Raw genomic sequence first — 25620 nt, forward strand, 5'->3', positions numbered from 1 at the left:
TGCAGTAGATGTTTTGTTTATACACCAAATAACCCAAGGGATGTAACCTCTAACTGCAGCCCTTGAACAAGGGAGAAAACAAATGGAAAATTATTTTAATGAATTTCTTACAGGACAATCTATTACTTTACAGCAAATGACTTCTTCCGACTTGGAGGCATTTGTAAAAATCGAAAGTGAAAAAAATACGTTGTTACTTGCCAATGACGATATTCCCTTTCCAAACACCTTTGAGGATCATGCTTCATTCTTTCAAAGTATTAGTGGAAAAAAAGAGGAGTTTATTTTCGGTATATTCGAAAAGTCGTCAAATGAGCTTATCGGCTCCTGTGGCGTCTATGGAATCAACTGGAAAAATAGTACTTGCTTTGTAGGTATCTCAATTGGCGAACAATGGCACGGCAAAGGGCTTGGAACCGATGCCATGAAAACGCTTATTCATTTTATTTTTAATTATATTTCCATTAATAAAATTAAGCTTCAAGTTTTCAGCTTTAATAAAGGCGCTATTCGTTCCTATGAAAAATGTGGCTTTACAAAAGAAGGTTCTCTACGCAATGAGATTTTCCGCTTCGGTCAATTTCATGATGTAGTTTTATTTGGTCTATTACGAGAAGATTGGAATCAAATAGGATAAGCAATTTTCCCCAGTTGTTGGAAATACTTCGCTTTCTCGATAAATCATATAAAGTTTTCGGTAAATTAAGGATATTTCTCGATAAAATGAACCAAGGGGCTGTCAGAAGACAACCCCTTCTTCTATTCTTCCCAAATTCTTTGAACATCACTTAACACGAAATGCTGAAATGTTAGTTGATACACATCAGGCATTGAAAGTTTTTTCTAAAATGCGTGATCATAATGCACATCCAAATATTGCATCATTAAGACTATTATATTGCCATGTGTACCAATCACTATATTGTCATTTGGATGTGTAAGTATAATTTTTTGCAAAGTGGTAATAGCTCGTTACTTTGCAATTTCATTGGATTCTCCACCTTCAAATGCGAAATTCGGATGTCTCCATACTTGATGAATGGCAGCGTCAAATGATAATATTCTTTCTTTATAGGAATCAATCGTTTTTTTTATCTGTAATTTATGTTTTTGTGCGATGCCCTCCACGTCTGAATGGCTCTTTTATATGGACTTGAATATATCGATGAATATGTTTTTCAAATAATCTAGTAACACGATCCCTATCCTCAAACCCTTTACTAGAAAGCGGGCGATTGACCTCATCAGCGTTATAGTGAGAACGCGCGTGTCTAACAAAATATAGTACAGTCATTATAGTTCCTTCTATTTTTCTTCAGATTTTGCCTTCTTTTCTTTTATATAATTGTATAGGTCAACCTTCCACATACCATCCTCTCTTAATAAGGCATATGTCTTGCCGTAGTGCGAGCTTCCAAAAATTATCTCTAATTGAACAATTGCTATACTTTCAGTGCTAGAATCTTTATTCAAAGAAATACTATCGTAGTATCTGTACATTAAATAATTTTGAATATCTTCATCTAAAAAATAATCTATATACTCTGCTATAAAGGTATCTTTATCTGGTAGCTCATTGTTATTGTAGGTAATTGCATAGAGTTTATCGAAATTATGCTCAAATATTAAATTCATCATAATTAACACGATTTCCTCTGGTGTAAAAGTCTTTAGACTATTAATATTTCCTTTCTTCAAGAAGTCTTCATATAAAGCTCTTTTTTCCTCCGGCAATTTCTCTAAATATGTAAAATCATAATGCTTATCGATAGTTGGAAGCGTTTGTTTTGATTCTTCCACGTGTTGAACCGAATGGTTAGTAACCACTGTTGATTCTGAAGATTCTCCTGCTTTTGTTTTCTCTTCTGAACATGCTAATAACATTAAATTAGTAACGATCATAATGCTAAATAATGGCAATCTTAACTTCAACACTATAAACCTCCCCCTATCATAGCAATTATGCAAACTCTATTCACCCATCATTCCATTTATTTCGAAAATTCTCAACATTATTAACCAACATGAAATCTCCTCAATAACAAACAACAAAGAAGTTTATTTGATAAATTGTGACAAGATACGAAATGCATTAAAATTTCAATAGATATCGACATAGTTTTTAATAGTAAAAAAGGAGCAAATCTATTAAATTTCAACCTTTGCCTATTCTTGAATACGGCCAAAAAAAACGCTAATATTCTAATATAATAGGTAACAAAATATATAATTAATACAATAAAAGGCAATTAGTGTAGACTAAAATACCTGTTGTTGGAATTTCTTATTTTTCAACTATATAATTATGAATATATTTTTCTATGACTAAATTACGAATTTCTCAACCTATACACAATGTGACATATTTTTCGTTTTAGGTGAGATACAATGAAAAAGTTGAATCGAGGTCAATGTATTTCAAGAATATGAAGAAAAAATTATAGGGGGAAAAGATTTTGGTTAAGATATCGTTTAAACAATTCTTGAAGATGGAGATTGAAAACAAAAGGAAAGATATGTATAAAAAGGCGATGGATTTAGGTTTTACCCACCCTAGCGTGGTAGATTGTAGTCAAGAATTAGATGTCCTACTAAATAAATATTCAAAAGCGATCAATAAAGCTAGCTAAAACTATTTCCGATGATCTGTATAGTAGGTTCCGGTTTAAAAAACACACCAATTCCATTGCTGTTGTAAAGATACGTATAAATAACATAAAAATGGGATATCTTCTTTATGACAGGAAAAAGGAGGCCGAAAAATGCAGATGTTTTTTTTATCATTGGTCGTTTCAAGCTTTTTACTACAGCAGCCTCAAGATTCAGTAGAAAATTCAGCACCGATTCTTTGCAAACCTTCTGGAACTACATCTTATAAATATCCTAATAATCAATATCAGACATTTCGTACTAAGAATGATTTTTACCATCATTTAAACAGGACAATCTATGAGGAATATAACGATGCTACCTTAAACATTCGTCAAAAAATAGCCTTTAAGGACGTACCGAAGGCTGAAGAAACATTTCATCTAAAAACAAATTTTATACGTAAAAAAATAGACCTCTCTCAACATACTTTTATTCATCCCAATCGACAAGTATATTTTTTAGCATCCTTTAAGCAAAATAATCAGGAGACTTATCATAAATACCTGGTCATTGACGCTGAGACACAAACTATCCTTTTAGGAGAAAGTAATTATCAAAAGAACAGCGCCAATTAAATCTATTTCGTTTGTTGTTTAATTTATTGTATGCTTGAAAATTGATTAATAGTAGCAAAATCTAAGAAAAAATCTACATTTTTAAGTAAATTTTACAAAAATAAATATCACAACATTTATTTCATTTTTTTAGCTCGCCTTTAGAGGGTTATGACTTCCCTCTAAAGGTGAGCTAAATTGTTTAATACCCTTTATAAGATAATGCTTTTTGCTGTATTTCTCGCTTTATTTTCTCTATAAACTGTTGCAATGGCTTTTCAATTAATGCTTGCTGACCATATTTACGAACAGTGACATGTTGACGATCCATTTCTTAATCACCAAGCACTAAAATAGATATTTTTTTCATTTGAGCTTCACGAATTTTTTTACCAAGCTTTTCTTGTCGATCGTCAATACTTATACGGATTTTTTTGTTCATTTTGTAAATCATTCTTGATGTGTATCTGCAACCTTAATTACTTTTACTTGTTGAGGTGCAAGCTACGCTGCCAAAATGCTCAATTAATATTCTTTTTGTGCATTAATTATGATGCTACACCCAACTATGTACTTGCTGCATATTCTACTTTTAGTAGGAAAATTGCAACGATGAGCACTGTCTGTGTTCAAGCGAAGGTATGTATCAAAGAGCTCATCTTATTGCCATCCCCTCATTCTCTATACTAAGTTTTCATCCACTTCGTACTTCTAAAGTCTCATTGTGAGACTGCCATTTAATGTGAATGGTTGGGGCAGCATCCTTTTTAAATATTTTTGCACTTTCTTTTTTCTTTAAAATTAACTGTTTATCCTTATTTACCTGGTAGTCAATATAATTTTGTGATTCTTTAGACCCTTCTATCGTTATTTCTAAACCACCTAAATCTCCCTCTTCCCCAAGATAGAAAAGTTGTAAGCCCTCGGCAGTATTACTATGATATACGGCCTTCCAGTGCTCACTTTTCGCTATGTAATGGATCTCTTGTTGTTGATTCGTACTACAAGCAACTAACACAAACATTATTAAAATTAGGAAGCATAATTTTTTCATTAAATATCGATTTTCCTTTCTTTGAAAGTTATCCTATTAATATCAACTTCGATCTATCCTTCTTAATTTTTAGAAAAAGCTGTTATTCGGCTTGAATAATTATCATCAATGTATATCCCCCTTACATGAATTGTGTAAACCAAGCAATATATTTTGCTCCTGGTAGAAATAATAGCTGTGCCAAAAATGTGCCTAGCAGTCTTGATGCCATCATCATTACAGATGCTCGTTTAAGACTTAAGTAGCTGCCTCTTTGATTGATCACATCATCTGCCAAAATGGAAATCTTAGGGTCAATAAATATGATTAGTAACATCGTCGCTACACCATTAATAAGTCCTGATGACATGACAGCAGTATTCGATCTTTCAGGAACTAATAAAGCGGCGTAAAGTGCAGATAGGACGCCAATTGTATAGATGGCCGTAATTACGACATTAATAATAAATAATTTAAGGGGAATATCACGCCAACTAATACCTTTTAAGTATGAAAAGCTTGGCATATGAATATGTTTTATTCCCCGTTTGATATAGTCAATGCTAAAACCCTTTTTGAATAATGCTGGAATGGAGCCTCTTTCCTCAGACAAATGTATAATAGCCCTTGAAAATATCGCTACAAATGTTGGCAATAGTAGAATACCTACCAATGTACCTAATGAAGCGGCGCCAATAAGCATACGGAATTGCTGTTCCACAAATGCCAATGTGTTTTCCTTTGGTGCTGTGTCAGTCAGACTTCCGGTAAAAGGTTGCTGCATCATGTTTGCTAGCCTTGAAAACATGACCATGACATTGAACAATGATAATGCAGAGGCTAATAATTTTACACGTGCACCCGATAATCGTACTGCATACGCAAGTGTTTCTATCGAGTGAATGATGAGAATAAACAAACCAATCATTATTAATTTATCTGTCAAAATATCCAAAACCTATTACCTTCTTTTCGGTTGATGATTGGTCGTCACTCTTGTATTATTTTTAGTAATCGTTTGATCCAATCTCGTACATATACTTCCCATTCTTCACGAGGAGTTGTCGCTGATAGAGAAAGCGATTGCAATTTTTCTGGCATCATATACATTTTACTTCTTAACAGCTCATTATCTTCTGACTCCTCGTCCATAAAAAGTAAATATCTCCCTTCTACAGGCTCTCTGTAAACCTTCGAGCACTCTCTAGTTCGATATACCTTTGTGGAATATAGTTTACCATCAATTTTAACTTCATAATGTCCTCTACTCCTATGTTGAATTCGGACATGCGTACCATCTATGCGTTGGATAGTCGCTTCAAACGCTAAAAGCTGCTCATCGTCCATCTGAATTCCAAAAATCCAATGATTCCTATGGGAACTTTTCACATCGGCATCATATGTATCGTACCTTATATTAAATTTGTTTGAGTCGTCGCAACTTTCCTCTGTTAAATATGTTGCAATCAGTTCATCTAAGGCTTGTTCATCTAACTGATTGCCATAGGTTAAGATAGCGATGTGCTTTTGAACCCCAGCAGCATATTTGTATAATTCCTCTTCATTATCTATCTCCCAAGGTTTTTCCTTATAGTAGAGTACCGAATACAACAAAGACACTCCTTCCTTTTAATATTCTACGAAATTAACTTGAATAAGTTTCATTATTACCCTACCAAACAGAAAAGCTATTCATCAGGTACTTTATTTCCTAACGAATAGCTTTTTTATTATTTAATGATTAATTGCAAAGTCATTATTCCAGCTAGTTGAATCAGATAGCTGATAGGTCAACATATTGGCCGTTACTACAAGAATCACACCTGCGCTGGATTTATCTGAAGAAATAGGGTCCTCTAATATTAATACAACATACCCCTCACCTCGTCCCAGAGGATCTATCGCATTTGTAGCGTTGATTTCGAAGGTTGTATACGTTTTCTCATTTGTAGCAAGGAGTAATCTTTCGTCCTTATAGACTCCATATTCCTTCAAATTATAGCAAACAGGCATCCATCCTTTTGACCAATCAATACTGCCCATTATTTCTTTTTTACGATGTGTAAGTTTGCCTATTGAAAATGTAAAATATATCTTTATAATAGCTTGATCTAATTCATTTTTTCCTTCACATACAGCTGTTACTTCCAGTTTAATATCCCCGTTTGAATGCTTCCTAATAACCACTAAAGTAACAGTGAAAATACAAATAACAAGTACTATGCCGATGACGACAAACCCCATTTAGTCCCTCCTAACATTTCAATGAATGTTACTATTAGATTACCACGTTTTAGTATTAATGGTATTTTTTCATCAAACAATCTTATGAAATGACACGGGCATAAATGATAAGACATAAAACGAGTATATAGCTCATTAGCCATTCAAAGCTTTATCCCTCTTTAACGGTCCAGTGGACTTCCCCATCAAAGTTTTATGGAACCCGATCCTTTTCTTATATACGCTTTTTCTTTGAATTCCCAACTTCTTAACTCCACTATTTCCCGCTTACTTTTGGAAGTATTCTCAACTATACTAAAGGGAATTCGTTTTTAAGGAGATTTATTTATGAAAACATCTATACCTTGTCCAGACTGTCAAGAAGCAATATCGCTTGAAGACTTTGAGGATTTTTCATCACCATTTACCATGGAATGTCCACATTGCCACGTCAAATTAAAAGAGACAAAAGTAACCCCATTTCTATTAATTGGTACGATTGCAATCATTCCTTTATTTATTTTCTTAACAGAAACATTAAGATCTTTCCTATCAGGCGTAATCCCTGTTATCGAAAAAATACCTTCCTTTATCGTATTCCTTGGACTGTTATATCCGTTATATGGTTTTTATGAGCGATTTAATGGACTTGTTATGTTTAATAAGGGCAAATTACAAATAAAAAAAAGAAAGTGATAAGTGTTGAATTATCATAAAATTTGATTAAAAATCACTCTAAACTCTTGATTTCACTGTATATAAAAAAGCCAACGTTTTTCAGATCCTTCTTATCCCCTAAAGCACCCCTTTAGCCATCCATGAAGCGCGAAAATAATCTCTTCACCACAGAAAATGAAAGATTAAGTTCTTTCATGGGAGTTTTATAAAAGAAGAACAGCGACACTTATTAAACAATCCCGTCTGATTGTTTATCAGTTAATTTACACTTGACACCTCTTTTTGTTAACTGGTAAACTATTTTTATTAACCGGTTAACAAAAGACAAAAAGTTAGGTGATACATTATGAATCATATAGACAAAAAGATGGAAGCGTTGAATGCTTTGCAACAATTTATCAAAGAAAGAGAAGCCGTCCAAAAGAGGAAAAGCTTCAGTAAAAAAAATGAGGAAAACTCCATTGTTATGGATTGGACTCTCACTCAATTACATATTGTTTCAGCCATCAAGGCACAGGGATCTGCGAATAATACATCCCTTTCGGAAACGTTAAACGTCTCCAAGCCAGCCATTACAAAGGCAATCAAAAAAATGCTAGAGAAGAACGTTATTATCGAGACCAGACAGGAGACCAATCAAAAAGAAGTTCACTATCTCCTTACTGATTTAGGGAAACAACTTGCCTCTATCCACGATCAATTGCATGAGAAGGCGAGAAATCGATACCTGCGCCTATTAGATAGTTTCAATACCGACGAATTAGAAACCATTATAACTTTTTTAGAAATGATTACTGACAAACTTAAAGGTGATGACGTTCCATTTGGAGACTAAATATACAAAATGTAACGCAAAAAAATCGTTTGTCTTATACGCCTTGAGTATTAGCACGTTTTTTGCTTCTTTAAGCCAGAACATCTATACACCGATTATTCCCCTTATTCGGGATTCGTTTGAAGTATCCATCAGCTGGGTGAATTTTACGGTCAGTAGCTTTATCTTTATTATTGCAGTGATACAGATTGTTCTGGGAACTGTGGTTGAACATCAAAATAAAAAAAGATTATTGCTCATTAGTCTTCTTTTGATGGGCGTATCAGCAGTCTTTTGTGCTTACACCAACAGTTTTACGTTGTTTACGCTGTTCAGAATGATTCAGGCAATCGGGGCCGGGATAATCCCTTTAGTTGCAATCAGTATGATTGCACAGTTATTTGAAGGTGAAGCAAGAGGAAGTGCCATGGGAACGTATCAAATCCTGCTTACCCTTGCACCAGCCGTTTCACCTGTGGTTGGAGGTTTTATTGGGGAGTTTTTTGGTTATGAGGGAATTTTCCTTTTTCTTTTGATCATGGCGGTTTCCTTGCTGTTGTTCATTGTTTATTTGCTGCCAAGTGAAAAACAGAATGAAACTGACGAAATACCGTCCAAAGGATTTATCCATGCATATAAGGCAGTCTTTTCCCATTACATTGGAACAAGTATTATGATCATTAGCTTTTTAGTGTTTTTCATCTATTTTGCTATTCTTGTCTATCTGCCTGTCTTGCTCCATGATCATTATCATGTATATTTACAGTTCATTGGATTATTATATTTACCTTTGACAGTCAGCATGATTGTCGGGAGTATGTTATTTAAAAGGTTGCAGAAAAAAATATCTCTAAATACTTTGTTTATCTCACTGTTAATTGTTATGCCTTTGCAGGTCATACTATTTGGTGTACTTCACGCTCAATCACTTGTGGGGTTAAGCATTATCTTATTTGGTTATGGAATTATGGTTGGATTTTCCGCCCCCCTTCTCTCGACTCTTATTAGCAATGAGTACAGCGAGCACCGAGGAACAGCTTTAGGCGTTTTTAACTTCGTCCGTTATTCAGGTATGGCGCTTGGTGGAATGTCCCCCGCATTATATCATGTACTGCCTAGTTCTGCTTTATTTGTGCTGTTTGGTGTTTTACTGCTCTTGGTTTCCATACTACCTTATAAAAGATTTCAAAGCAGGAGTACTTCATAAATAAGCAAAAAGACAACGGATATAGATACTTTTAATATCTGTTGTCTTACTAGTTTTCACTTCACAATCTGGCCCGATTGTTGAACACAAGTTAAAAAACAACACTGTTGAAATAACCCGCACCTTTTGTTTAAGTACATTTCTTCACAATCTTTATATCGATTTTTATCAATCTTTATTAAAAACAATCAATCTTTATTAAAAACAACCAATCTTTTTTATATAGCTTCAATAAGGTTAAGACAAAACTGATCAAAACCTTAAAAAGCGCGAGAAATCAATTTTAGAAACGTTGATTTCTTGCGCTTTTCTAATTTTAACTAATTCAGGAAAGAAAACCTCTACTGATTATAGTTTCATTTTAGTTAGTAGCTTGTAACTCAGCTGTTAAAGTAAATGGCATTTTTAAATACTCATACTTAATCGTGATTTTTTTAATTTTAGGTGCCTCAACCTTCACCGCATAATGCTGTGGCTCCTTTCCGATGGCCTTGCGATCTATGTATTGACTTGGAAAAATGTTTACTTGTCTTAATTTATGATACGTAATATCCGGATTACCTACTAGCTTCGTTTCTGCTTCAAACGGTTCCGACTTACTCACGACGAGTTCAACATTTTCAGGCACTTTATTATTAATAAGTATTTGCCGAAGCTTTATGTCACGTAGTCCTTTATTCTCTATTTCTACGATTTTTGTAGTTGAAGCATCTGTAGAATTCGTATAACTATTCATGACAAGTGGTGGATTGCTTTTTAAATAAATAATAAAGGCCGCTCCCACTACTAGAACACTAAATAATAAAACAAATAATAATTTTTTCATTTCATTCCTCACTTTCTTACTCCCCATAAGTATAGCGAGAAATCGTAGGTGATGAAACCTCGAAAATAAACAGTGAGGATTTTTCTTTACCGATCAACTTCTTCACGTACACAAAAAACAACCTGACTCATTATAAGCCAGATTGCTTTACTAATCGTATTTCATCACGTATCGGAATCCCATCATTACCGAGTAAAGGAATTTCAGGTTTATATGCTCTTGCTTGCTCGACTGCGTTTTGTATGATTTCGACTAACTGATAGCCTCTTTTTTGGTAAAATTTTAACGCGTGTAAATTATCATTTGTCGTAATGAGGGTAATCATTGTACAACCATGTTCGAATGCATGCTGTTCAACAGCTTGTACAAGCAATGAACCAACCCCCTTTCCCTCCACAATACTATCAAGGGAAATTATTTCACATTCTTTATCACGAATGATATACGTCACGAGACCTAACAGCATGTTTTGTGCATCTACATAGGCGAAGCCATCTAATTTACTACAGTCATATACCCCACTGGAAATGACCATTTCTGTACTTCCCCAATGCTCTTTAAAAAACTGTAACACATCATTTTGATGTAATTGCAGAATTGGAATTACTGTCATCTACTATTCTCCTAAATTGAAAAATTAAATACACTAGCAATGGCTTTTTGAACACCTAGAAATACTGCCCACGAAACAATTCCTAGTCCAATGGCAAACACGATATGGATCGATGATTTCATCGCCATATAAATAACAAATAGCATAAACATTGTAGCTGGTAGTCCAACGATTACACCAACCGTAAAGCGCTGAATATGTTCACTCGACTCACTTTGCACAGTAAGCCAAATGATACTTAAAATACTGACAAGTGGTAGGGCGGCAATAATACCGCCATAGGAAGGAAATCTTTTAGCAATCTCTGTAACAATACCGATCACGGCTGCCGAGCAAAGAATTTTTACGAATGTGTACATTATTTAGACACCTCGCTTAATAGACGAAATGCCTGTAAAATTATTTGCTGTTGTTCTTCTGAAAGCTGCTTTAGTGCATATTGTAGTTTTTCATCATCTAACTCTGTGTTTTTCTTTAAGATGTGAAGCCCTTCAGATGTAAGATGTAGATATACTTTGCGTTGATCTTCGATAGATCGCTCCTTTTTCACCCAGCCATTACGCTCTAGCTTTTTTATATGTTCTGACGCTGTGTTTTGAGAAATATTCAGCAACTCAGCAATATCACGGACAGTTACTTCATCCTCCTTATGAATCATCTGTAAAATACGTACGCTTTGATGCGAAATAAACTCTTCATGCGTTGTATGTAGATGGTAATAAATTGATGTAAAATAATTATTTAATTCTTTAATCATTAAATTTACTCCTTTTAATATATCGTCTAAACAGATTATATCGCAACATACGATACATTTAAAGAGATATCCAAAATTTTATATTTTCAGTTTTTTTAATTTAGATTACATAGATTACCGAATTTTGTAAACCGTTTTAGGTAGATGATCGGAATAGCTGTAAAAAGAAAAATCAGAAGTGCATCGTTAGTGAACGTTTTCATAGCAACATAAAGACAGCTAGACAAAACGATATTACGGGAGAACCGAGGGAAAAAATATTGTCTAAACTCGTGTTAAAGAGCTCTCCTTTGCGTAAGTTTTCAAAGAGTTCGCTCCTGAATAATCATAGGCTTTTTCTTTGTATAAGTACTGTAAGTGGTGTACCGACTACATAAAAAAGAATAAACATATATCAACCCTTTCAAAGCTGTTTACATAAAAGCGAAGGGGCTGTCTACTGACACCCCCTTCCTTGTTCTATCGAAAAAGTGCTAATTTATCGATATACTCATATAATTTTCACAAACACACCCTGTTGAAATTTTTCTTCAGCTGCAACATTCATTTTTCTAACATCTTCAGATACTTCGCTTGCCCTTATTAATCGATTCTCATCGTAAAGCAAAGGATTGATATGTCTAGTTTTATTCTTTTGCTGAATATCAAAATCTGTTTGATCCACCCTCACTTTGACATTAGGATGAAGCTGTAAAAGGCCCTGTACTTGCCTATCATTTGAGGATTTCAACAATACAATTAGTTCTTCATCTTCCTTAAGAAAATCAGCGAGTGTAATAATCTTTTTATCTAATGCTAACTTTAACGTTTGTGAAAATTTATGATAAGCATAAATATTTAACGGATTCATAAAGAAATCAAGTACTTCTTGATAATATGTTTTCACAAACCATTCTGCACTTTTGATACTTTTAAGACACATCTTTCCTTGATAAATGATACTATCATCTAAAAATTTTTGTATTTCTTCAAATGAGGCTTTCCCATATGTGTACATATCTCTTAAAGTATAATCTACTCGATCTGCACATAAATCAGGAGCTGGTTGTTCGAGTAAATGCCAAGTCGCAGCATTTAAAAGTAGATGTTCATAATCAAGGTTATTCTTTTTAAGAATATTAGGAATTTCTGATTTATGAATAACCTCTTTAAATATTTCTTCATGATAGTCTTCAGCTTCATTTTCAATGGCGAAATCAATAACATGCGAAAAAGCTGTATGCGAAACATCGTGCAATAAACCTGCAATCTGCTCCTCTAAAGATCCACCTAACTATTTAATTAACAGCATGACACCAACTGAATGCTCATAACGCGTTACATTCCATTGGCTATTTACAAGATAACTTGCCCCACCTTGATGAATCCCCTTTACTCAAAAGAAGTTCCGCTAACACATCATCTATTTCGAATTCACCATATAAATAATCATGTAAGCATCTTCCTATGCAAGATTCGAAAGTACAAAAACTCCACCACAATGCGAGATTGGATAAAATTCTAATTGGCATACTCCTTTTAATAAGGCGCTAATTTCCTCATGGACAAAATAAAATTCATCATCATCCCAATAATCAATACTGTCTTGACGACATTTTTCAAGCTGCTTTCTTGATTCAAACGCGATATCGCCGATAAAAATTTTGCCTGCAGTTGTTAGTTGCTGCAATAATGCTGTAATGTAGTGCACTTTCATTTCATCGGTAAAATGATGAAGCGCATAGGTGCTAATAATGGCGTCATATTTTTGACGAAGGAGCTCTAATGGCAGCCCTTCTGATAAATCCCACTCCATTAAGTTTGCATCAGGCATTTTTTCTTTGGCGATTTCGATCATTTTCGAGGAGAAATCGAGCCCATTGATAGTATGACCGTTATCATAAAGCTTTGCCGTTAATACCCCTGTCCCAAATCCAATGTCTAATACAGTTGATTTTGGAATGGACATGACCTCGTTAAAAATCATATTTAATACTGCTTTATATCCTGCAAATGGATATTGATTGCTTTCTTCACTTAGCTGAACCGTTTTATCATAACCATCAGCCCATAAATTAAATCCTTGTTGCTTAAGTAGCATAATAGTCCTCCTATGTTTTCCATCGATTACGAGTTTGATAGTGGAATAAATTAAAAAGTCCCCGTTTATAAATGGATATGTGTATTAAAGAATTCGAGTATTTTCTCATACACGTAAATTTCATTCGCCTTTTTCGTGAATCCATGACCCTCATCTTCTAGCACAATATATTCCACTTCTCGCCCCTTGTCTTTTAAAGCAGCAACGATTTGGTCAGATTCCTTTTGCACAACACGTGGATCGTTCGCCCCTTGAATGACTAACATAGGTTTCGTCATACCATCTAAATACGTAATTGGCGAATCGGCTGTTAATCTTTCCTTGTCTTTCTCTGGATCTCCTATCCATTGCTTCATATATGGTGCCCAAAAATCCGGAACAGACTCAATAAATGAAAACAGATTACTTGGGCCAAAAATATCGACAACTGCTTTAAAGTAATTTGCATGGCGACCATGTAATAGCAGTGCCATATAGCCACCATAGCTGCCACCTAAAAGCAGCATTTTATCACGATCAGCATAGCCCTTCTCAATAAGCCAATCAATCCCAGTAGTATTATCAAGACGTGGGCCATGACCCCAATCGCCCTCAACCTTTTTCATAAAGTCTAGACCGTAGTTCGATGAGCCTCTAAAATTTGGTGCAAAAATAGAGTATCCCTGGGTAACAAGAAATTGGAACATCGGTCGAAATGATTTGCGTTCAATTGATTGTGGACCACCATGTGGCCATAAAATAACATGGCCATTCGAATTTTCTTCCTTCGCCTTGAACAAGAGTGCCTCAATTTCCAAACCATCAAACGATGGATAACGAAGCACTTCAGGTTCTACCAAATCTTCTTCTCGAACACCCGGTACTCTATAGTGAGTTACCTCTAACCATGAACTTCCCATTTCCTTTGAAACAAAAATATTATTTGGCTTCGTAGCCGATTTTCCAAGCAAATATAAATGTCCGCTTGGCATAATAACCATTTTCTCAATAATATCAACAGGTGTTTCGAGTTTTTCATTTTTTCCATCTACAATTGTATAACGATAAAGGCGATCCTCTACACCATAGGAACCGACAATATATAGTGCTTGCTCTTCTTTTGAATAATAAATACTTGTAAAGTTTTCTTTTTCTAATTGAAGCAACTTTGTAAATTGTTTCGACTGAATATCGAACTTTGCTAAATAGCTAAAATCTTCATCATAATCTGTTAAAAAATAAATTTCCATTTCAGAAGTATACACAACATCGGAAACTGTATGCTGCTTATCCGTTAATGGCGTGAGCAATACTTCCTCACCATCAATTTGTACATATGCTAAGGAATGCGTATTTCCAAACTGTTTAATATAAACAAATGATTTTTCCTCTGGGCTAACTGTAGCGATAAAAGTAGGTGCATCACTACCCTCAATCAGTGACTTTTCTTCTTCACTCTCAATGTCATAAACTAAACTATTTAAATACGTTGAATTTCCAGCTGTAGTTGAATAATAAAGATGTCTACCATCCTCAGTCAAATGTGCGTAGAAATGACGTTCTCCCTCTTTATAGCGAATTGGTACAAGGCTTCCTCCCTCAGGTGAAATTGCATAAATTTGACTATTCTCATCACCATCTTTATCAAAGCCAACTAAAAGAAATTCACCTGTTTTCGAATATTTAATAAAATCCGAAGTTTGATTATGAAAAGTCATTTGATATGGAAATTTTTTCTCTAAATCCATTCCCCAAAGATTAAAATATCCATTAAAATTCGTACTTAATACCATCTGCTTTTCATTAGGACTAATCGCAAAATCACTTACCGTTAAATTTTGCAAAAAATGCTTTGTGTTCATCTTTTCAAACTGAATCATAGACGTTCCTCTTTTCTTAAAAATTTTCTCTGGTAACAGTACTTTTTAAAAAGGTTTCCATCCCTTTTCCAGTGATAACGTCTTAGACCGCATCCAAATCGACTTATCGGACGCCTAGGAAAGCAACTAGCCTGGATGGGAATCAATCCCACGACGTGATGGAAATCCCAATAAGTATAATTATACCATTTATTTTAATATTAATATCTGAATATTTTAACTTTATATTTTACCAAAAAAATGTTATAATAAAACTAGTTTTCTTTTCAAGGAGGAATCGAAATGGACGCATTCTTTTGTAATGCTTGCTCTAGACCAAACACATTACAGGTCAAAGAGGTCTAGAAAAGTTAACCCAAATAACATAATTGAATGATCTCTTTAGGCCATAAACCTTTATGAAAAGCCTACAATACAGGAGTGAATTCAAATGGAAAAACCAACAATCCAACCGTTTTTAACGGTCGCAAACTATCATTTACTTGAGCAGCAAATAAATAAAATCATACTAACACTTGCTACGACGAAAGATAAGGACGTCATCCTTGCCGTACACGGTATCGTTGAAAGCGAGATCACAACAAAATTAGCGCTGTCCGCTGAGCAAGCTGAGTTGATTGAACAGCTTTTTGAAGTGACTAATCGCGCACAAGGTGATGAGTATATAGAGCAATTAAAACCATACGTCATCCCATTCAAAGCAGTCACTGCCAGTACACTGAAAAGCCTTTTTAAAAAGGAAAAAAAGCTAAAACTACCAAAGCTTGAAGAAATGGATTTTCAGGAGATTTGTTATTTAGCTTGGGATGATCCTGGAACACATCGAAAATACGTTTTGCTAGAACAAGATGACAAGCTAAAATCGATTAAAGGCACATTCTCTAATGATACAATTCGTGGAATATGTGCAATATGTAAGCGCCATTCCGATGTTGGCCTATTTACTACATCTGTAAAAGGGCAAACCGTTGGAACGTTCACGAATTATAGTAATTATATTTGCGCAGATAGCCAATCATGCAATCGGCATGTTACGGATATTGAAAAAACAAAAGCATTTTTCGAGCGCATCACTCAATAAAAAGAAGCCTTCTCCATTGCGGGAAGGCTTTTTAGATAATTTTTATCATTAATAACGAAGCTGATTTTGATCCACTTTTATAATCGACGATGCAATGATAACAAAACCGAGCATTAAAACAAAGATTAAATCAAGTAAACCTGTATGCATCGACACCGTAAATACCGTAATCGAAAAGGCATAGGCGACAGAATGGAAACTACGAATGCCTTCCTGCTTCACTTTATTATAAAGAAGCGAAATTAAAGCACCGTATAAAAAGAAACCAATTGCTACTAATAAATAGCCCCCATCTAAAAATAATTGACCGATAAAGGTTGGTGTAGTTGTACGATTTCCACGTGTAATAACCTTACCCTTCTCTATACTCACGGAATTGACAACCTCCGTGACCATCATGCGAGGTGAAATTTGCTTACCAGGTAATATCGTACTAAAGATACCTTTATGGACTTCACCGTTTAAATAACCGTTCTCCTGCGTATACTCAATAATTGTACTTAACACAATATGCCCTGTTACACTTTCTTCATTTAATGCACGCACCCATAACGGCGTTTGGTTTACCTTTTGTTCAGCCGTTAACAGCTGGTCTCTTGCCTCTTCCGTTAGCTCCACATCAGGCTGATCTCTTCTATTAAATTCTAATGACTGGTCCTCCGTTAACACACGAATAAAACTAAACATAGAAAAAGCTACACCAATAACTAATAGCGTTGTTAAAAACCACGCCAATTTCACTCGTTTTACTACATAGTGGATAATGATGATCCCTGTAAATAGGATAATAATTAATGGCGTTCGATAGGCAACTAACACAAATAAAAAAATGATAAATGCATAGATAGAACCGTAGATAAACCCTTTCTTCCACGTCATATGCTTTTCTAAAATCATTTTATAGGATAGTAGCAATAACACTCCAAACCATAATAATTGACTAAAGAAGTTCAGCTTTGGATTTAAATTTCGGCGATTTGATTCATCTGAAATACCAAGTCCGCTTCCAAAAACCATCAAAAGGTACGAGCATAAACCAAGTAACGTAAGAAACACGATAAAGTGAATCACATATTTGCCTAAAAACGACAGACCAAATGAAGGAATTGTCCATTTCATCTTGTCTATAACGTAAACACCTATGTAATAACAAATAACTGCTAAAATGACTGCGGGCCAAATAGAAACATGTAAATTGAACATTTCAAATCTATGCCAATCAAACATGCTCGTGAAGAAATATAGCAGTAAAATAAACGGTAAAAAGAAATACGGCGAAAACGTATCGATTTTATTTAATTTTCTTAAAAATTGTTTCATATCCTTTCACACCCCAAGATGCTTTCTCTCCCATACTTTATATTAATTTCCAATTATGTAAAACAAGAATAGTATATCATATTAACAGATTATTTTATATATTCACTCACTATTTTTGTTAATAATTTGAAAGTAATCAAGAAACGTATCGAATTATGAAAGGCCTAATAAGTGTTTTCTGTCTTCGTGGTTCGGGATACTGCTGGGTACACAAAAAAATCAATAGCTCTTACTATCAAAATGAAACGAGTACAGTGCTTTTATGCTGCCTGTACTCATTTAATGGTTTTATAATTTAATTTCCGAGAAGCATAACTTTCATATCACCGAAATGGAATACCATGGAAGGATCTGCAACAGAAAGACCAGGATTTGTAGGACTAGAAAGGCCTGATCCACCAACCACTTCGATTTCAAGTCTTCCACGTAAAGGGCGCTCGCCTACTAAATAATCGCCTGTAGATTTAACATGAAGAATCCCATTTACAATCGAACTAATATCAAATTCCAATCGAGTACAACTCCTTGGAGGTATAACAGTTGACGGAAGACCTTCTAGAAAAGGTTTTTCATTCTCATTCGTTATAAAAGGAAGTGATATTCCTTTCATTGAAAGCTGTAAAGAAGGACAATATTCAATCACAACATCAGCCTCTAATGGTTTGCTTGTAGGGTTTTTTATAAGAATCACAAGTCGATTATTAGGCTGTCCAACTGCAGCATCCAATGGAACAAGAAATGGTCCTGTAGTAATCGTATACTTTCTATTTTGACATGGTGATGTTTGATTTGACAAAGTTTCACCTCCTAATAAAAAGAAATTACTTTCTGTGTATCTTATTAAAATACAAAAACAATTGTATAGACGGTTGTAGAAAGAATTCCACTTTATTTTTGATTAAATGTAGTGGTTGGGCGGCAAGCTTCTCAAATTTTCCTGTTAAAAACCATACAATTCATTTAAACCAAACTATTAAAAAGATGTAGTACACGCATCTTAATTAATAGATGAAATCTATAATCTTGAGGTACTTTCTGGGGTACATACTTTTTTCTGCTTTCCCCTATTATAATGCTAGCTGAATACAACAACTTAACATCACACTATAAACATTGCTATACGAGTGTTTATAAACAAAAAAACACCCGCATTTTAAACGAGTGTTTCGTAATTTTTTAGGATAACCATTTTGGTGGTGTGTTTTTCTCCCAGAGTTCAAATGAATTTATAATATTCATTTTTCTATAGATAGATTGCTTTATTATCAACGATTCATAGTGTATCAAACTTTTTCGGTTTTCTATTATTGTATACTTTCGTATGCTCTTTTGGGGTACTTCTGGGGGTACTATTGGGGTACCGAACAATTTTTTTGTACTTTCTTTATAAAGTGAGTTCAATTCTGTAGCATTTGTATATTTCATAAATACTCTTTATGCACCAAAACTCTACTGACAACACTTACCATTATTGATACAATTTAATAGAGCTAACATATACAAAGGAGACTACTTTAAAATGAAGAAAAAACTAGGTGAATTTTATGACTAAGCATCACGATAACATATTTTGTGAATATACTATTAAATCATGGGATGACTGTAGAATATTATTTAATTCTATTAACAATTGGGTTTTTAGAGGCCAATCAAATAGTTCGTGGTCTTTACAAACTTCCTTAGAAAGGGGAGCAACCAACACAGATTGGAGAGAAATACCAAAGATAGAGAGAAAAATCATTGATAAATTTAAGCGCAGAGCTTTTCATTACATGGAAAAACTACCTCAAAAAGAAGATACATTAGAGTGGTTGTCATTAATACAACATCATGGAGGTCCAACAAGATTATTAGATTTCTCGTATTCATATTATGTGGCTATGTATTTCTCTATTGAACAAGCATTACAAGAATCTGCTGTGTTTTGCCTAAATAAAGATTTGATTTATAAAAAAGGGCTTGAAACAGAGAAATGCAGAGGTTTTGATAATGACTTTGACTACGGAAGTAGGGAATATTGCAACCATGTACTTAATGAACAAACTTTAAGTCCACTAGTAATGTTAATAGAACCCTTTAATTTGCATGAGAGACTATCAAGACAACAGGGTCTATTCGCCATTCCTTTTGAAGGACGGCAAGCATTTGAATATAATCTTTCTTTAACAGTAAATAAGTTTCAAAAACAATTGCCAACAAGTAAGGAAATTGTTGAATATAATAACTTATTGGATTTATTAAATCAAGAATGTGTCCTACTTAAAGTGAAGATTCCAAAAATTTATCATAATGAAATAAGAAAAGACTTGAAATTAATGAATATAACAAGTGAAACTTTATTTCCTGGAATTGATGGCTTCACAAAATCGCTATATAATGAAATTACTTAGTAGATTCTGTAGTGAAGCTATATTTCATAGAAGGCTAACAGGCGATAAGGTTGAATATAGCTTAGATTTTCAAACAACTTTATTATTTATATTTTTTGTATAGTGAAGTATCTTATATCGAATAATATAAACAACTATATTTTAACCCCGTTCTAAATTTAGAACGGGGTTATTTTTGTTCTAGGTTTTAAAATTAAATAAAATTAATGTCTTTTTATATTTTTAAACGTTTAATTATTATTTTTTCTACGTGTGTATTTAAAGCTTGCTTGGCGAAGCGCAACACTTCATCTTCACCAGCTGTCCATAACTGAAAATTCATCTACACTTACCCACTTTATCCACTTCACTAACTCTTTCTTTGATAGTAAACGTCTTTTATTAGAAATCATTACTTAAACCTTTTAATAAACCATCTACAATATTTATGTAGACCTTCGACATTTTTAACTTTTCAATCGATGGATAGTCGTGTTGCAATAACCTGATAGCCATATCTAAAATTAATATTGGTGTAATATGCTGCGTTCTTCATGTTTAATCATCAGTGTGCACCAGTTTTGCATCTTGAATATCATTAAATGAATTATGTTTTACTGAAATATCTGTATCCAGTAATAGCTCCTTTTTGTACGAATCCATTCCAGTGACTAATCCAGTTTTGGCATGTAGATTAAGGTTTTGCCATAGTGTAAGAGTAATTAATTTTCGCAATTTAAAGGCACGTTGTATTGTTTGTTCAATCTCCTCTAACTCCCACTCAGTTAATTCTCGCTTTTTATCATAAAACCGCTCTCGTTTCCATTCCTTTAATTGAACTATATGTTCAGGCAGCATCATTGCTGTCCACTTCATATTCCCACGATCATTTAACATAATATCGCCCCTCATCAAGAACATTTGTTTGTATGTATTATAGAACTAACGTTCTGTTTTTGGCAAGTGAAAATCACAGGAATAAATTATAAGTAACGTGATTTCAGTTACTATTTCCTAATTTTATATATACAATTCATGCTAAATTTCCTAAAATGGTAATTAGTAGATAAGATTAGTGAGGAGAATATAATTGAGTAATTGCCCTAATTGTTTAGCCATTAATCCATTTAAGAAAGTACATAGAGATGGGGCTGAGATTGAGATATGTGCATATTGTAATACGATTAAGGAGGAAGAGTACGAGGAATATACCAAAAAACAAGTACAAAATAAAAATGATTCAGATCCATTTACTTCAGATCCATTTATCACTAAAATTTTTATATTCGCATGTATTCTGCTAGTGTTCTTTGTTTTATTTTCATTATTTCCATACTTATAAATGAACAAAGACCAAGACGGCAATTAAGCTATCTTGGTCTTTAATATTATTCAGCTACTATATTTGTTACTTGTGCTAATTTAGCTGTTTTAATTTTATTTGCCCCAGCTTGTACAGCATCCATTCCTGTAAAAGTTCCTGTTTTAACACGCCATTTAGCTTCATCTGGCTCAATGTAAGCCACCCAACCAAAACGATGTTTTAATACATCTAAGACATTTTCAGCAACTTGTTTTGTAGCATAAGTACCTGTTAAGACACGATATCTATTAGTATCTGTGGAAGGCTTCTGTTGTGTTGTATTGCCACTTGATACTTTAATCATTGTAATAAATTGTGACCAACTTACTTTTCCAGCACGCATTTGACTAGGACAGTTCTTACCACTAAAATGATTGTGCTGAACAACATTACTAATTGGAATATTTTCATCCTTCATGATTTTAGCTACTAATTCCGCAGCGTTCAGCATTGCTTTTTGATAGTTACCATCACTATTAACGCAAACCTCTACCTGTATCCCTTGGTTGTTGCCTGTTGTGCTTCCTGCAGCCCAACATCTCCAAGCATGTTCAAAAGATTGTACGGCTTCTTTGTCATCCACAGTGTAGTGCCAAGAAGCTGAACGGCTATTACCGTTATATTGTAATCTAGCGTGCGCGTCTGCATCGGCTCCTGTTCGCGTATTATCTGTTTCATGGACAACGATGTATTTTTTAGCATTTCCTTTACCATAAGTAACCTTGTTTGCTTGTACATCGGGTACTAATTTTTTACGAGTTACAACCATTATTGTTCACCATCCTTTTTATTTTTCAATTCTTTATCAACGTCTTTCCCTGTTAGTTCATTTAGCATTTCATTTGTGAAATGTTCTTCTGACTGAGACTCAATGACCTTTAACTTTTCTGCCAATTGCTTCGGTATAAGTACCTCTAGTTGAGCCATATTTTCAGTGATACTTAAAGCCTCATTTGCTATATAAAAAAGTACTGTTGCAAATGTAAGAGTCCCATTTAACGACAGTACCTGATCGATTATATTTGCTGTGATTATAACGATTAAAACTAATAACTTACGAGCGTAGCCAAATAGTGATTTCCGACTCCACAGGTTACCATTTTTTATAGCTTTAAAAATCCCTGTTAAAATGTCTAATCCCATTAACAATAACAACAGGTGTAGGAATTTCACCCCACCAAATAAATATAAATGCGCTACTTCTAAGTAATCCAAATCCATTCCTCCCATAATGTCACTCCTTATTTCTGTAAAATAAAAGCCCTCCACAATGTGGAAGGCATATCACTGTATTGTGTGTTTCCTACAATTAATGCAATAAAGTAAATCTTTTAACTCATTAGTTTATTAGTTCAACTTATCACTATCTTCAATATCTTTTATCATCTTTGATAATACTTTTAAGGCCTCAAAATCGTGATTTGTTCTTTCATTTGTTTGATATGTTTTTAATGATTTGGAGACTATATCAAATATCTCTTCACTAATATTTGTTTTATTTGAATTAGTGTAAAGCATTTTTCTAATTGTATTTCTCCAAAAATTCAACTCTTTACTATAATCATTTAATTTGGCTTGCAAAAGAATTTGCTTTTTTAAATTATTCTCTTTGTATATTATGGATTCCTTATTTAGTTTTTCTTTTTCCTTCTCCATCTTTTCCATTTCATCTTTATTACGCTTTATTGCATCATTATTACGTTTTATTTCAAAATTAAGTTGACTCGACAGTTTAGTAGCTTCATCTTTAAATTCAGCTATTTTTTCATCCCTTTCTTCCTTATATTTTGTAATCCTTTTCTTACTTCTAACATCGGTAATGTATGTCATTACGAAAAAAAATGCTGCATATATTATTGAAGTTATAATAGTGTTCTTCACTAGTTTTCCTATAGGATCCATGTCCATAGAACCGTAAAATATATCAATCTTATTTTCATTTGGATATATCTTAACCTCATCTTTATTTAACTTTTTATCAGTAATAATTAATAAATTTATAAACTGATCTTTTGAAATTTGAGAAATTTCAAGAGTAGTTCCATTAGAATTACTTAAATGATTATCAATTATTTTAATATCAACTGGCATGTTTGTTTTAATTTGATTTTTAGTAACTGTAGTATCCAAAACTATTTGTAAGTCTTTAATGACTGTATTATAGGATTGAATATTAATAGGTACTACATATTTATTGTTTTCAAAAGAAGTTGCAGTCCCTATACTTACAACAGAATTAATTCCTGAAAAATAGCTCATCATCAAAGTCGCAATAAAAGTAATAAATGATAGAATTATAGTAGGTACAACGTATTCCAATATTTTACTACCCAACAGATTCACTCCAAAAATATATTATTTTACATACATACTATTATATTATCTCATAACCTTCCATAATGGAGAATCCGAAATATTACTAAATCACTGATTATTTCCTCAATTGGTATTTGAATGCATTTATTTCAGTCTTATTTTGCTGATAAATGTTGGCTTATCATTACAGCATGCTGTAAGTATCGGTTAATTCGTAACTCTAATTCTCCAATATCTGACCGTGAGATACCTATTTGAGCTGATGATATCGATCGACTTCTCCTAGTAGATTAAATTCATCAACAATGATTCTTAATGGGATGTTTTGCATGTGTCTCACCCTTTCCTGCATAATAAAAGCCCTCCACAGATGTTTTTGTGGAAGGCGAATTCCCAAACGCTTCGGATTTTAAATCTTCTGTTCTTTATATCTAAGCAAAAATATTAACGCCAGTAACGGCAAAATACTTTTTGATAACCATAAACTTACCCCAATTAGTAGCATTAAAGAAATATCATAAATCACAACAAACAACCAAGTACGATTAATCATTAACAACATTCCCAACATTTAGTAATATTAATAAAAAGGAGGTGATACTATTGGATAATCCAAATAAAATAAAAGAAACTATTGAAGCTGCAACTGCACTAGCTGAATCCGTCCCAATTTATCAAGATTTATTGCAACCTGCTACCCAAGAAATTGGCAAAGGGTTACACACTGTTTCTAAACTTATTCATGTAGCTTTAGCTCCCGTTTCTGCATTAATTTGGGGCTATGAAAAGATTGCTGATTACTTGCAAACAACGTTGGAAGAAAAATTAAAGGATGTATCACCGGATGATATCATCACACCTGATATTTCAATAGCAGGCCCTACGATAGAATCCATGCGTTTTGCAGGAGACAAAGAAGAATTAAGAGATATGTTTACGAATTTACTAGCTTCAGCTATGAATTCTAGGACATCAGATGGAGCCCATCCCTCTTACGTAGAAATCATAAGGCAGCTAAATACTGATGAAGCCAAAATTCTAAAATATATAAAAGGTCAACATTTCCCAACCTTGCATGTTGTTGCAAATCACGGTTCTTCTCACTCACCTGTAATGGAAAATTTCTCTGATGTTTCTTTTAGAGCGGATTGTACGAATCCTGAAAAAATACATTCTTACTTAGAAAATTTGAATCGTTTAGGATTAATAAAATTATATTCTAACGGAAGTTTAACTGATGTTAACGTATATTCAGAGATTGAAAATCACTCTGTTGTTCAAGATGCACTTCAACTAGCCGAATTCATTGGGCAACCTCAAATTATTAGGTCGTATGCTCAGAGTACTAGGTTTGGAACGCAATTTTACAATGCTTGTATAAAATCTTAATAGTTAAGAGCAATCGGATTAATTCCGCTTGCTCTTTTTGACAATAAAAATAACGCTAAGCTTATGCTTGCGTTTCATTCGATACTTTATTTTGCTGTTCGTTCATTAAGGTACATAACTTCGAATACTCATCTTGGCTAACTTGCTTATTTAACATAAGTAAACTTAAATTTGTTGCCATCACATCGTAATTACATCCTGGACTAGTGATTAATAACTCAGCAGCACGATAAACAATGTTCATGTTTGTTCCCCCTACACTCCAATATTTTTCATTGCAATTAATACTTCTGTATTCAATAGCGTTTGTGCTTGCATTTCTTCTAAGGTAGGCTTTGGTTGTACTTCAACTGGTTCTAATGGAAAAACATCTTCATCTGTCAATATCTGTTCTTTAATTCTAGCTGATACTGTCTCACCATCATTCGTGTATTCAGTTATTTTATATCCATTCTCTTCATATTCGCGTAAGATAGTCACAATATA

Annotated in this window: 31 protein-coding genes and 2 pseudogenes; 10 read left to right on the forward strand and 23 right to left on the reverse strand. The window is 33.7% G+C overall.

All coding sequences use genetic code 11. The features are described 5' to 3' along the window. The first annotated feature begins 82 nt into the window (after positions 1-82). Positions 83-637, forward strand: a complete 555-nt coding sequence (locus ACIPKN_RS03745) for a GNAT family N-acetyltransferase (protein WP_274067843.1) — start codon at positions 83-85, stop codon at positions 635-637. A gap of 122 nt (positions 638-759) precedes the next feature. On the opposite strand, the pseudogene ACIPKN_RS03750 reads toward ACIPKN_RS03745, so the two are convergent. Together ACIPKN_RS03750 and ACIPKN_RS03755 are read right to left on the reverse strand one after the other, a co-directional pair. Beyond that, positions 760-1294 (reverse strand): annotated as a pseudogene (locus ACIPKN_RS03750) (histidine phosphatase family protein). 11 nt (positions 1295-1305) lie between these two features. Then, entirely contained in the window at positions 1306-1935 is a 630-nt protein-coding gene (locus ACIPKN_RS03755; protein ID WP_400933522.1) for a hypothetical protein, read from the reverse strand. Between the two features lie 554 nt (positions 1936-2489). On the opposite strand from ACIPKN_RS03755, the gene ACIPKN_RS03760 reads away from it, so the two are divergent. Both ACIPKN_RS03760 and ACIPKN_RS03765 read left to right on the forward strand, forming a co-directional pair. Further along, entirely contained in the window at positions 2490-2630 is a 141-nt protein-coding gene (locus tag ACIPKN_RS03760; protein WP_198516187.1) for an aspartyl-phosphate phosphatase Spo0E family protein, read from the forward strand. 132 nt (positions 2631-2762) lie between these two features. Then, positions 2763-3227, forward strand: coding sequence for a hypothetical protein (locus ACIPKN_RS03765; protein WP_400933524.1), 465 nt, complete (start codon positions 2763-2765; stop codon positions 3225-3227). A 181-nt stretch (positions 3228-3408) separates the two neighbouring features. Here the strand turns inward: ACIPKN_RS03765 and ACIPKN_RS03770 are convergent, their stop codons facing one another. The 6 genes from ACIPKN_RS03770 to ACIPKN_RS03795 all read right to left on the reverse strand — a co-directional run bounded on the left by ACIPKN_RS03770 (position 3409) and on the right by ACIPKN_RS03795 (position 6483). After that, on the reverse strand, positions 3409-3537 hold the full coding sequence (locus ACIPKN_RS03770) for a hypothetical protein (protein ID WP_400933526.1): 129 nt from the start codon (positions 3535-3537) through the stop codon (positions 3409-3411). 3 nt (positions 3538-3540) lie between these two features. Beyond that, on the reverse strand, positions 3541-3648 hold the full coding sequence (locus tag ACIPKN_RS03775; RefSeq protein ID WP_400933528.1) for a His/Gly/Thr/Pro-type tRNA ligase C-terminal domain-containing protein: 108 nt from the start codon (positions 3646-3648) through the stop codon (positions 3541-3543). A gap of 252 nt (positions 3649-3900) precedes the next feature. Beyond that, positions 3901-4260 (reverse strand): hypothetical protein, encoded by a 360-nt coding sequence (locus ACIPKN_RS03780; protein WP_400933530.1) that lies wholly within the window; start codon positions 4258-4260, stop codon positions 3901-3903. A 121-nt stretch (positions 4261-4381) separates the two neighbouring features. Continuing rightward, entirely contained in the window at positions 4382-5167 is a 786-nt protein-coding gene (locus tag ACIPKN_RS03785; protein WP_400934044.1) for a lipid II flippase Amj family protein, read from the reverse strand. A 62-nt stretch (positions 5168-5229) separates the two neighbouring features. Next, on the reverse strand, positions 5230-5850 hold the full coding sequence (locus ACIPKN_RS03790; protein WP_400933532.1) for a hypothetical protein: 621 nt from the start codon (positions 5848-5850) through the stop codon (positions 5230-5232). 123 nt (positions 5851-5973) lie between these two features. Next, the gene (locus tag ACIPKN_RS03795) at positions 5974-6483 is read right to left on the reverse strand and encodes a hypothetical protein (RefSeq protein WP_400933534.1); all 510 of its coding nucleotides are present in this window, start codon (positions 6481-6483) and stop codon (positions 5974-5976) included. A gap of 327 nt (positions 6484-6810) precedes the next feature. On the opposite strand from ACIPKN_RS03795, the gene ACIPKN_RS03800 reads away from it, so the two are divergent. The 3 genes from ACIPKN_RS03800 (at position 6811) to ACIPKN_RS03810 (ending at position 9161) form a co-directional block, all read left to right on the forward strand. Further along, positions 6811-7158 (forward strand): hypothetical protein, encoded by a 348-nt coding sequence (locus tag ACIPKN_RS03800; RefSeq protein ID WP_400933536.1) that lies wholly within the window; start codon positions 6811-6813, stop codon positions 7156-7158. Between the two features lie 328 nt (positions 7159-7486). Then, complete coding sequence (locus ACIPKN_RS03805) at positions 7487-7975, forward strand: MarR family transcriptional regulator (protein WP_400933538.1); 489 nt, start codon at positions 7487-7489, stop codon at positions 7973-7975. Then, on the forward strand, positions 7965-9161 hold the full coding sequence (locus ACIPKN_RS03810; protein WP_400933540.1) for an MFS transporter: 1197 nt from the start codon (positions 7965-7967) through the stop codon (positions 9159-9161). The genes ACIPKN_RS03805 and ACIPKN_RS03810 overlap by 11 nt, the downstream gene beginning before the upstream one ends. Positions 9162-9522: 361 nt before the next feature. On the opposite strand, the gene ACIPKN_RS03815 is transcribed toward ACIPKN_RS03810, so the two are convergent. From ACIPKN_RS03815 to ACIPKN_RS03845, 7 genes and pseudogenes are all read right to left on the reverse strand, one after another. Next, positions 9523-9987: a hypothetical protein gene (locus ACIPKN_RS03815; protein ID WP_142507949.1), complete on the reverse strand. Its 465-nt coding sequence runs from the start codon at positions 9985-9987 to the stop codon at positions 9523-9525. 130 nt (positions 9988-10117) lie between these two features. Beyond that, entirely contained in the window at positions 10118-10600 is a 483-nt protein-coding gene (locus ACIPKN_RS03820; RefSeq protein ID WP_400933542.1) for a GNAT family N-acetyltransferase, read from the reverse strand. 11 nt (positions 10601-10611) lie between these two features. Beyond that, entirely contained in the window at positions 10612-10959 is a 348-nt protein-coding gene (locus tag ACIPKN_RS03825; protein ID WP_400933544.1) for a DUF3147 family protein, read from the reverse strand. Continuing rightward, entirely contained in the window at positions 10959-11357 is a 399-nt protein-coding gene (locus ACIPKN_RS03830) for a MarR family winged helix-turn-helix transcriptional regulator (protein ID WP_400933546.1), read from the reverse strand. The genes ACIPKN_RS03825 and ACIPKN_RS03830 overlap by 1 nt, the downstream gene beginning before the upstream one ends. Before the next feature lie 490 nt (positions 11358-11847). After that, positions 11848-12805, reverse strand: a pseudogene (locus ACIPKN_RS03835) (HD domain-containing protein). Next, positions 12802-13437, reverse strand: coding sequence for a class I SAM-dependent methyltransferase (locus ACIPKN_RS03840; protein WP_400933548.1), 636 nt, complete (start codon positions 13435-13437; stop codon positions 12802-12804). The pseudogene ACIPKN_RS03835 and the gene ACIPKN_RS03840 overlap by 4 nt, the downstream one beginning before the upstream one ends. A 65-nt stretch (positions 13438-13502) precedes the next feature. Next, the gene (locus ACIPKN_RS03845) at positions 13503-15296 is read right to left on the reverse strand and encodes a S9 family peptidase (RefSeq protein ID WP_400933550.1); all 1794 of its coding nucleotides are present in this window, start codon (positions 15294-15296) and stop codon (positions 13503-13505) included. Positions 15297-15726: 430 nt separating this feature from the next. Here ACIPKN_RS03845 and ACIPKN_RS03850 point away from each other — a divergent pair, with 430 nt between their 5' ends. After that, positions 15727-16377, forward strand: a complete 651-nt coding sequence (locus ACIPKN_RS03850; RefSeq protein WP_400933552.1) for a FusB/FusC family EF-G-binding protein — start codon at positions 15727-15729, stop codon at positions 16375-16377. A gap of 48 nt (positions 16378-16425) precedes the next feature. On the opposite strand, the gene ACIPKN_RS03855 is transcribed toward ACIPKN_RS03850, so the two are convergent. Both ACIPKN_RS03855 and ACIPKN_RS03860 read right to left on the reverse strand, forming a co-directional pair. Beyond that, positions 16426-17697, reverse strand: coding sequence for an oligosaccharide repeat unit polymerase (locus ACIPKN_RS03855; RefSeq protein ID WP_400933554.1), 1272 nt, complete (start codon positions 17695-17697; stop codon positions 16426-16428). Positions 17698-17992: 295 nt separating this feature from the next. Next, positions 17993-18493: a hypothetical protein gene (locus tag ACIPKN_RS03860; RefSeq protein WP_142511107.1), complete on the reverse strand. Its 501-nt coding sequence runs from the start codon at positions 18491-18493 to the stop codon at positions 17993-17995. 748 nt (positions 18494-19241) lie between these two features. Here ACIPKN_RS03860 and ACIPKN_RS03865 point away from each other — a divergent pair. Then, positions 19242-20087 carry an FRG domain-containing protein gene (locus ACIPKN_RS03865; protein ID WP_400933556.1) on the forward strand — a complete coding sequence of 282 codons (846 nt, stop codon included), beginning with the start codon at positions 19242-19244 and terminating at the stop codon, positions 20085-20087. A gap of 537 nt (positions 20088-20624) precedes the next feature. Here ACIPKN_RS03865 and ACIPKN_RS03870 read toward each other — a convergent pair. After that, positions 20625-20963 carry a YolD-like family protein gene (locus tag ACIPKN_RS03870; protein WP_400933558.1) on the reverse strand — a complete coding sequence of 113 codons (339 nt, stop codon included), beginning with the start codon at positions 20961-20963 and terminating at the stop codon, positions 20625-20627. Positions 20964-21156: 193 nt separating this feature from the next. Here ACIPKN_RS03870 and ACIPKN_RS03875 point away from each other — a divergent pair, with 193 nt between their 5' ends. Further along, complete coding sequence (locus tag ACIPKN_RS03875; protein ID WP_400933560.1) at positions 21157-21408, forward strand: hypothetical protein; 252 nt, start codon at positions 21157-21159, stop codon at positions 21406-21408. Positions 21409-21454: 46 nt separating this feature from the next. Here the strand turns inward: ACIPKN_RS03875 and ACIPKN_RS03880 are convergent, their stop codons facing one another. The 3 genes from ACIPKN_RS03880 to ACIPKN_RS03890 all read right to left on the reverse strand — a co-directional run bounded on the left by ACIPKN_RS03880 (position 21455) and on the right by ACIPKN_RS03890 (position 23763). Continuing rightward, the gene (locus ACIPKN_RS03880; RefSeq protein ID WP_400933562.1) at positions 21455-22198 is read right to left on the reverse strand and encodes a peptidoglycan recognition protein family protein; all 744 of its coding nucleotides are present in this window, start codon (positions 22196-22198) and stop codon (positions 21455-21457) included. Continuing rightward, the gene (locus tag ACIPKN_RS03885) at positions 22198-22650 is read right to left on the reverse strand and encodes a phage holin family protein (RefSeq protein WP_400934046.1); all 453 of its coding nucleotides are present in this window, start codon (positions 22648-22650) and stop codon (positions 22198-22200) included. The genes ACIPKN_RS03880 and ACIPKN_RS03885 overlap by 1 nt, the downstream gene beginning before the upstream one ends. A gap of 126 nt (positions 22651-22776) precedes the next feature. Beyond that, a complete protein-coding gene (locus ACIPKN_RS03890) occupies positions 22777-23763 on the reverse strand; it encodes a hypothetical protein (protein ID WP_400933564.1) in 987 nt (328 codons plus the stop codon). Between the two features lie 585 nt (positions 23764-24348). Here ACIPKN_RS03890 and ACIPKN_RS03895 point away from each other — a divergent pair. Next, positions 24349-25134: a DUF4393 domain-containing protein gene (locus ACIPKN_RS03895; RefSeq protein WP_400933566.1), complete on the forward strand. Its 786-nt coding sequence runs from the start codon at positions 24349-24351 to the stop codon at positions 25132-25134. A 61-nt stretch (positions 25135-25195) separates the two neighbouring features. Here the strand turns inward: ACIPKN_RS03895 and ACIPKN_RS03900 are convergent, their stop codons facing one another. Next, a complete protein-coding gene (locus ACIPKN_RS03900; RefSeq protein ID WP_142511020.1) occupies positions 25196-25378 on the reverse strand; it encodes a hypothetical protein in 183 nt (60 codons plus the stop codon). 11 nt (positions 25379-25389) lie between these two features. Then, the gene (locus ACIPKN_RS03905; protein WP_400933568.1) at positions 25390-25614 is read right to left on the reverse strand and encodes a hypothetical protein; all 225 of its coding nucleotides are present in this window, start codon (positions 25612-25614) and stop codon (positions 25390-25392) included. Positions 25615-25620: the final 6 nt, after the last annotated feature.

Source organism: Lysinibacillus sp. NPDC086135, from assembly GCF_044746345.1.
Lineage (GTDB): Bacteria > Bacillota > Bacilli > Bacillales_A > Planococcaceae > Lysinibacillus.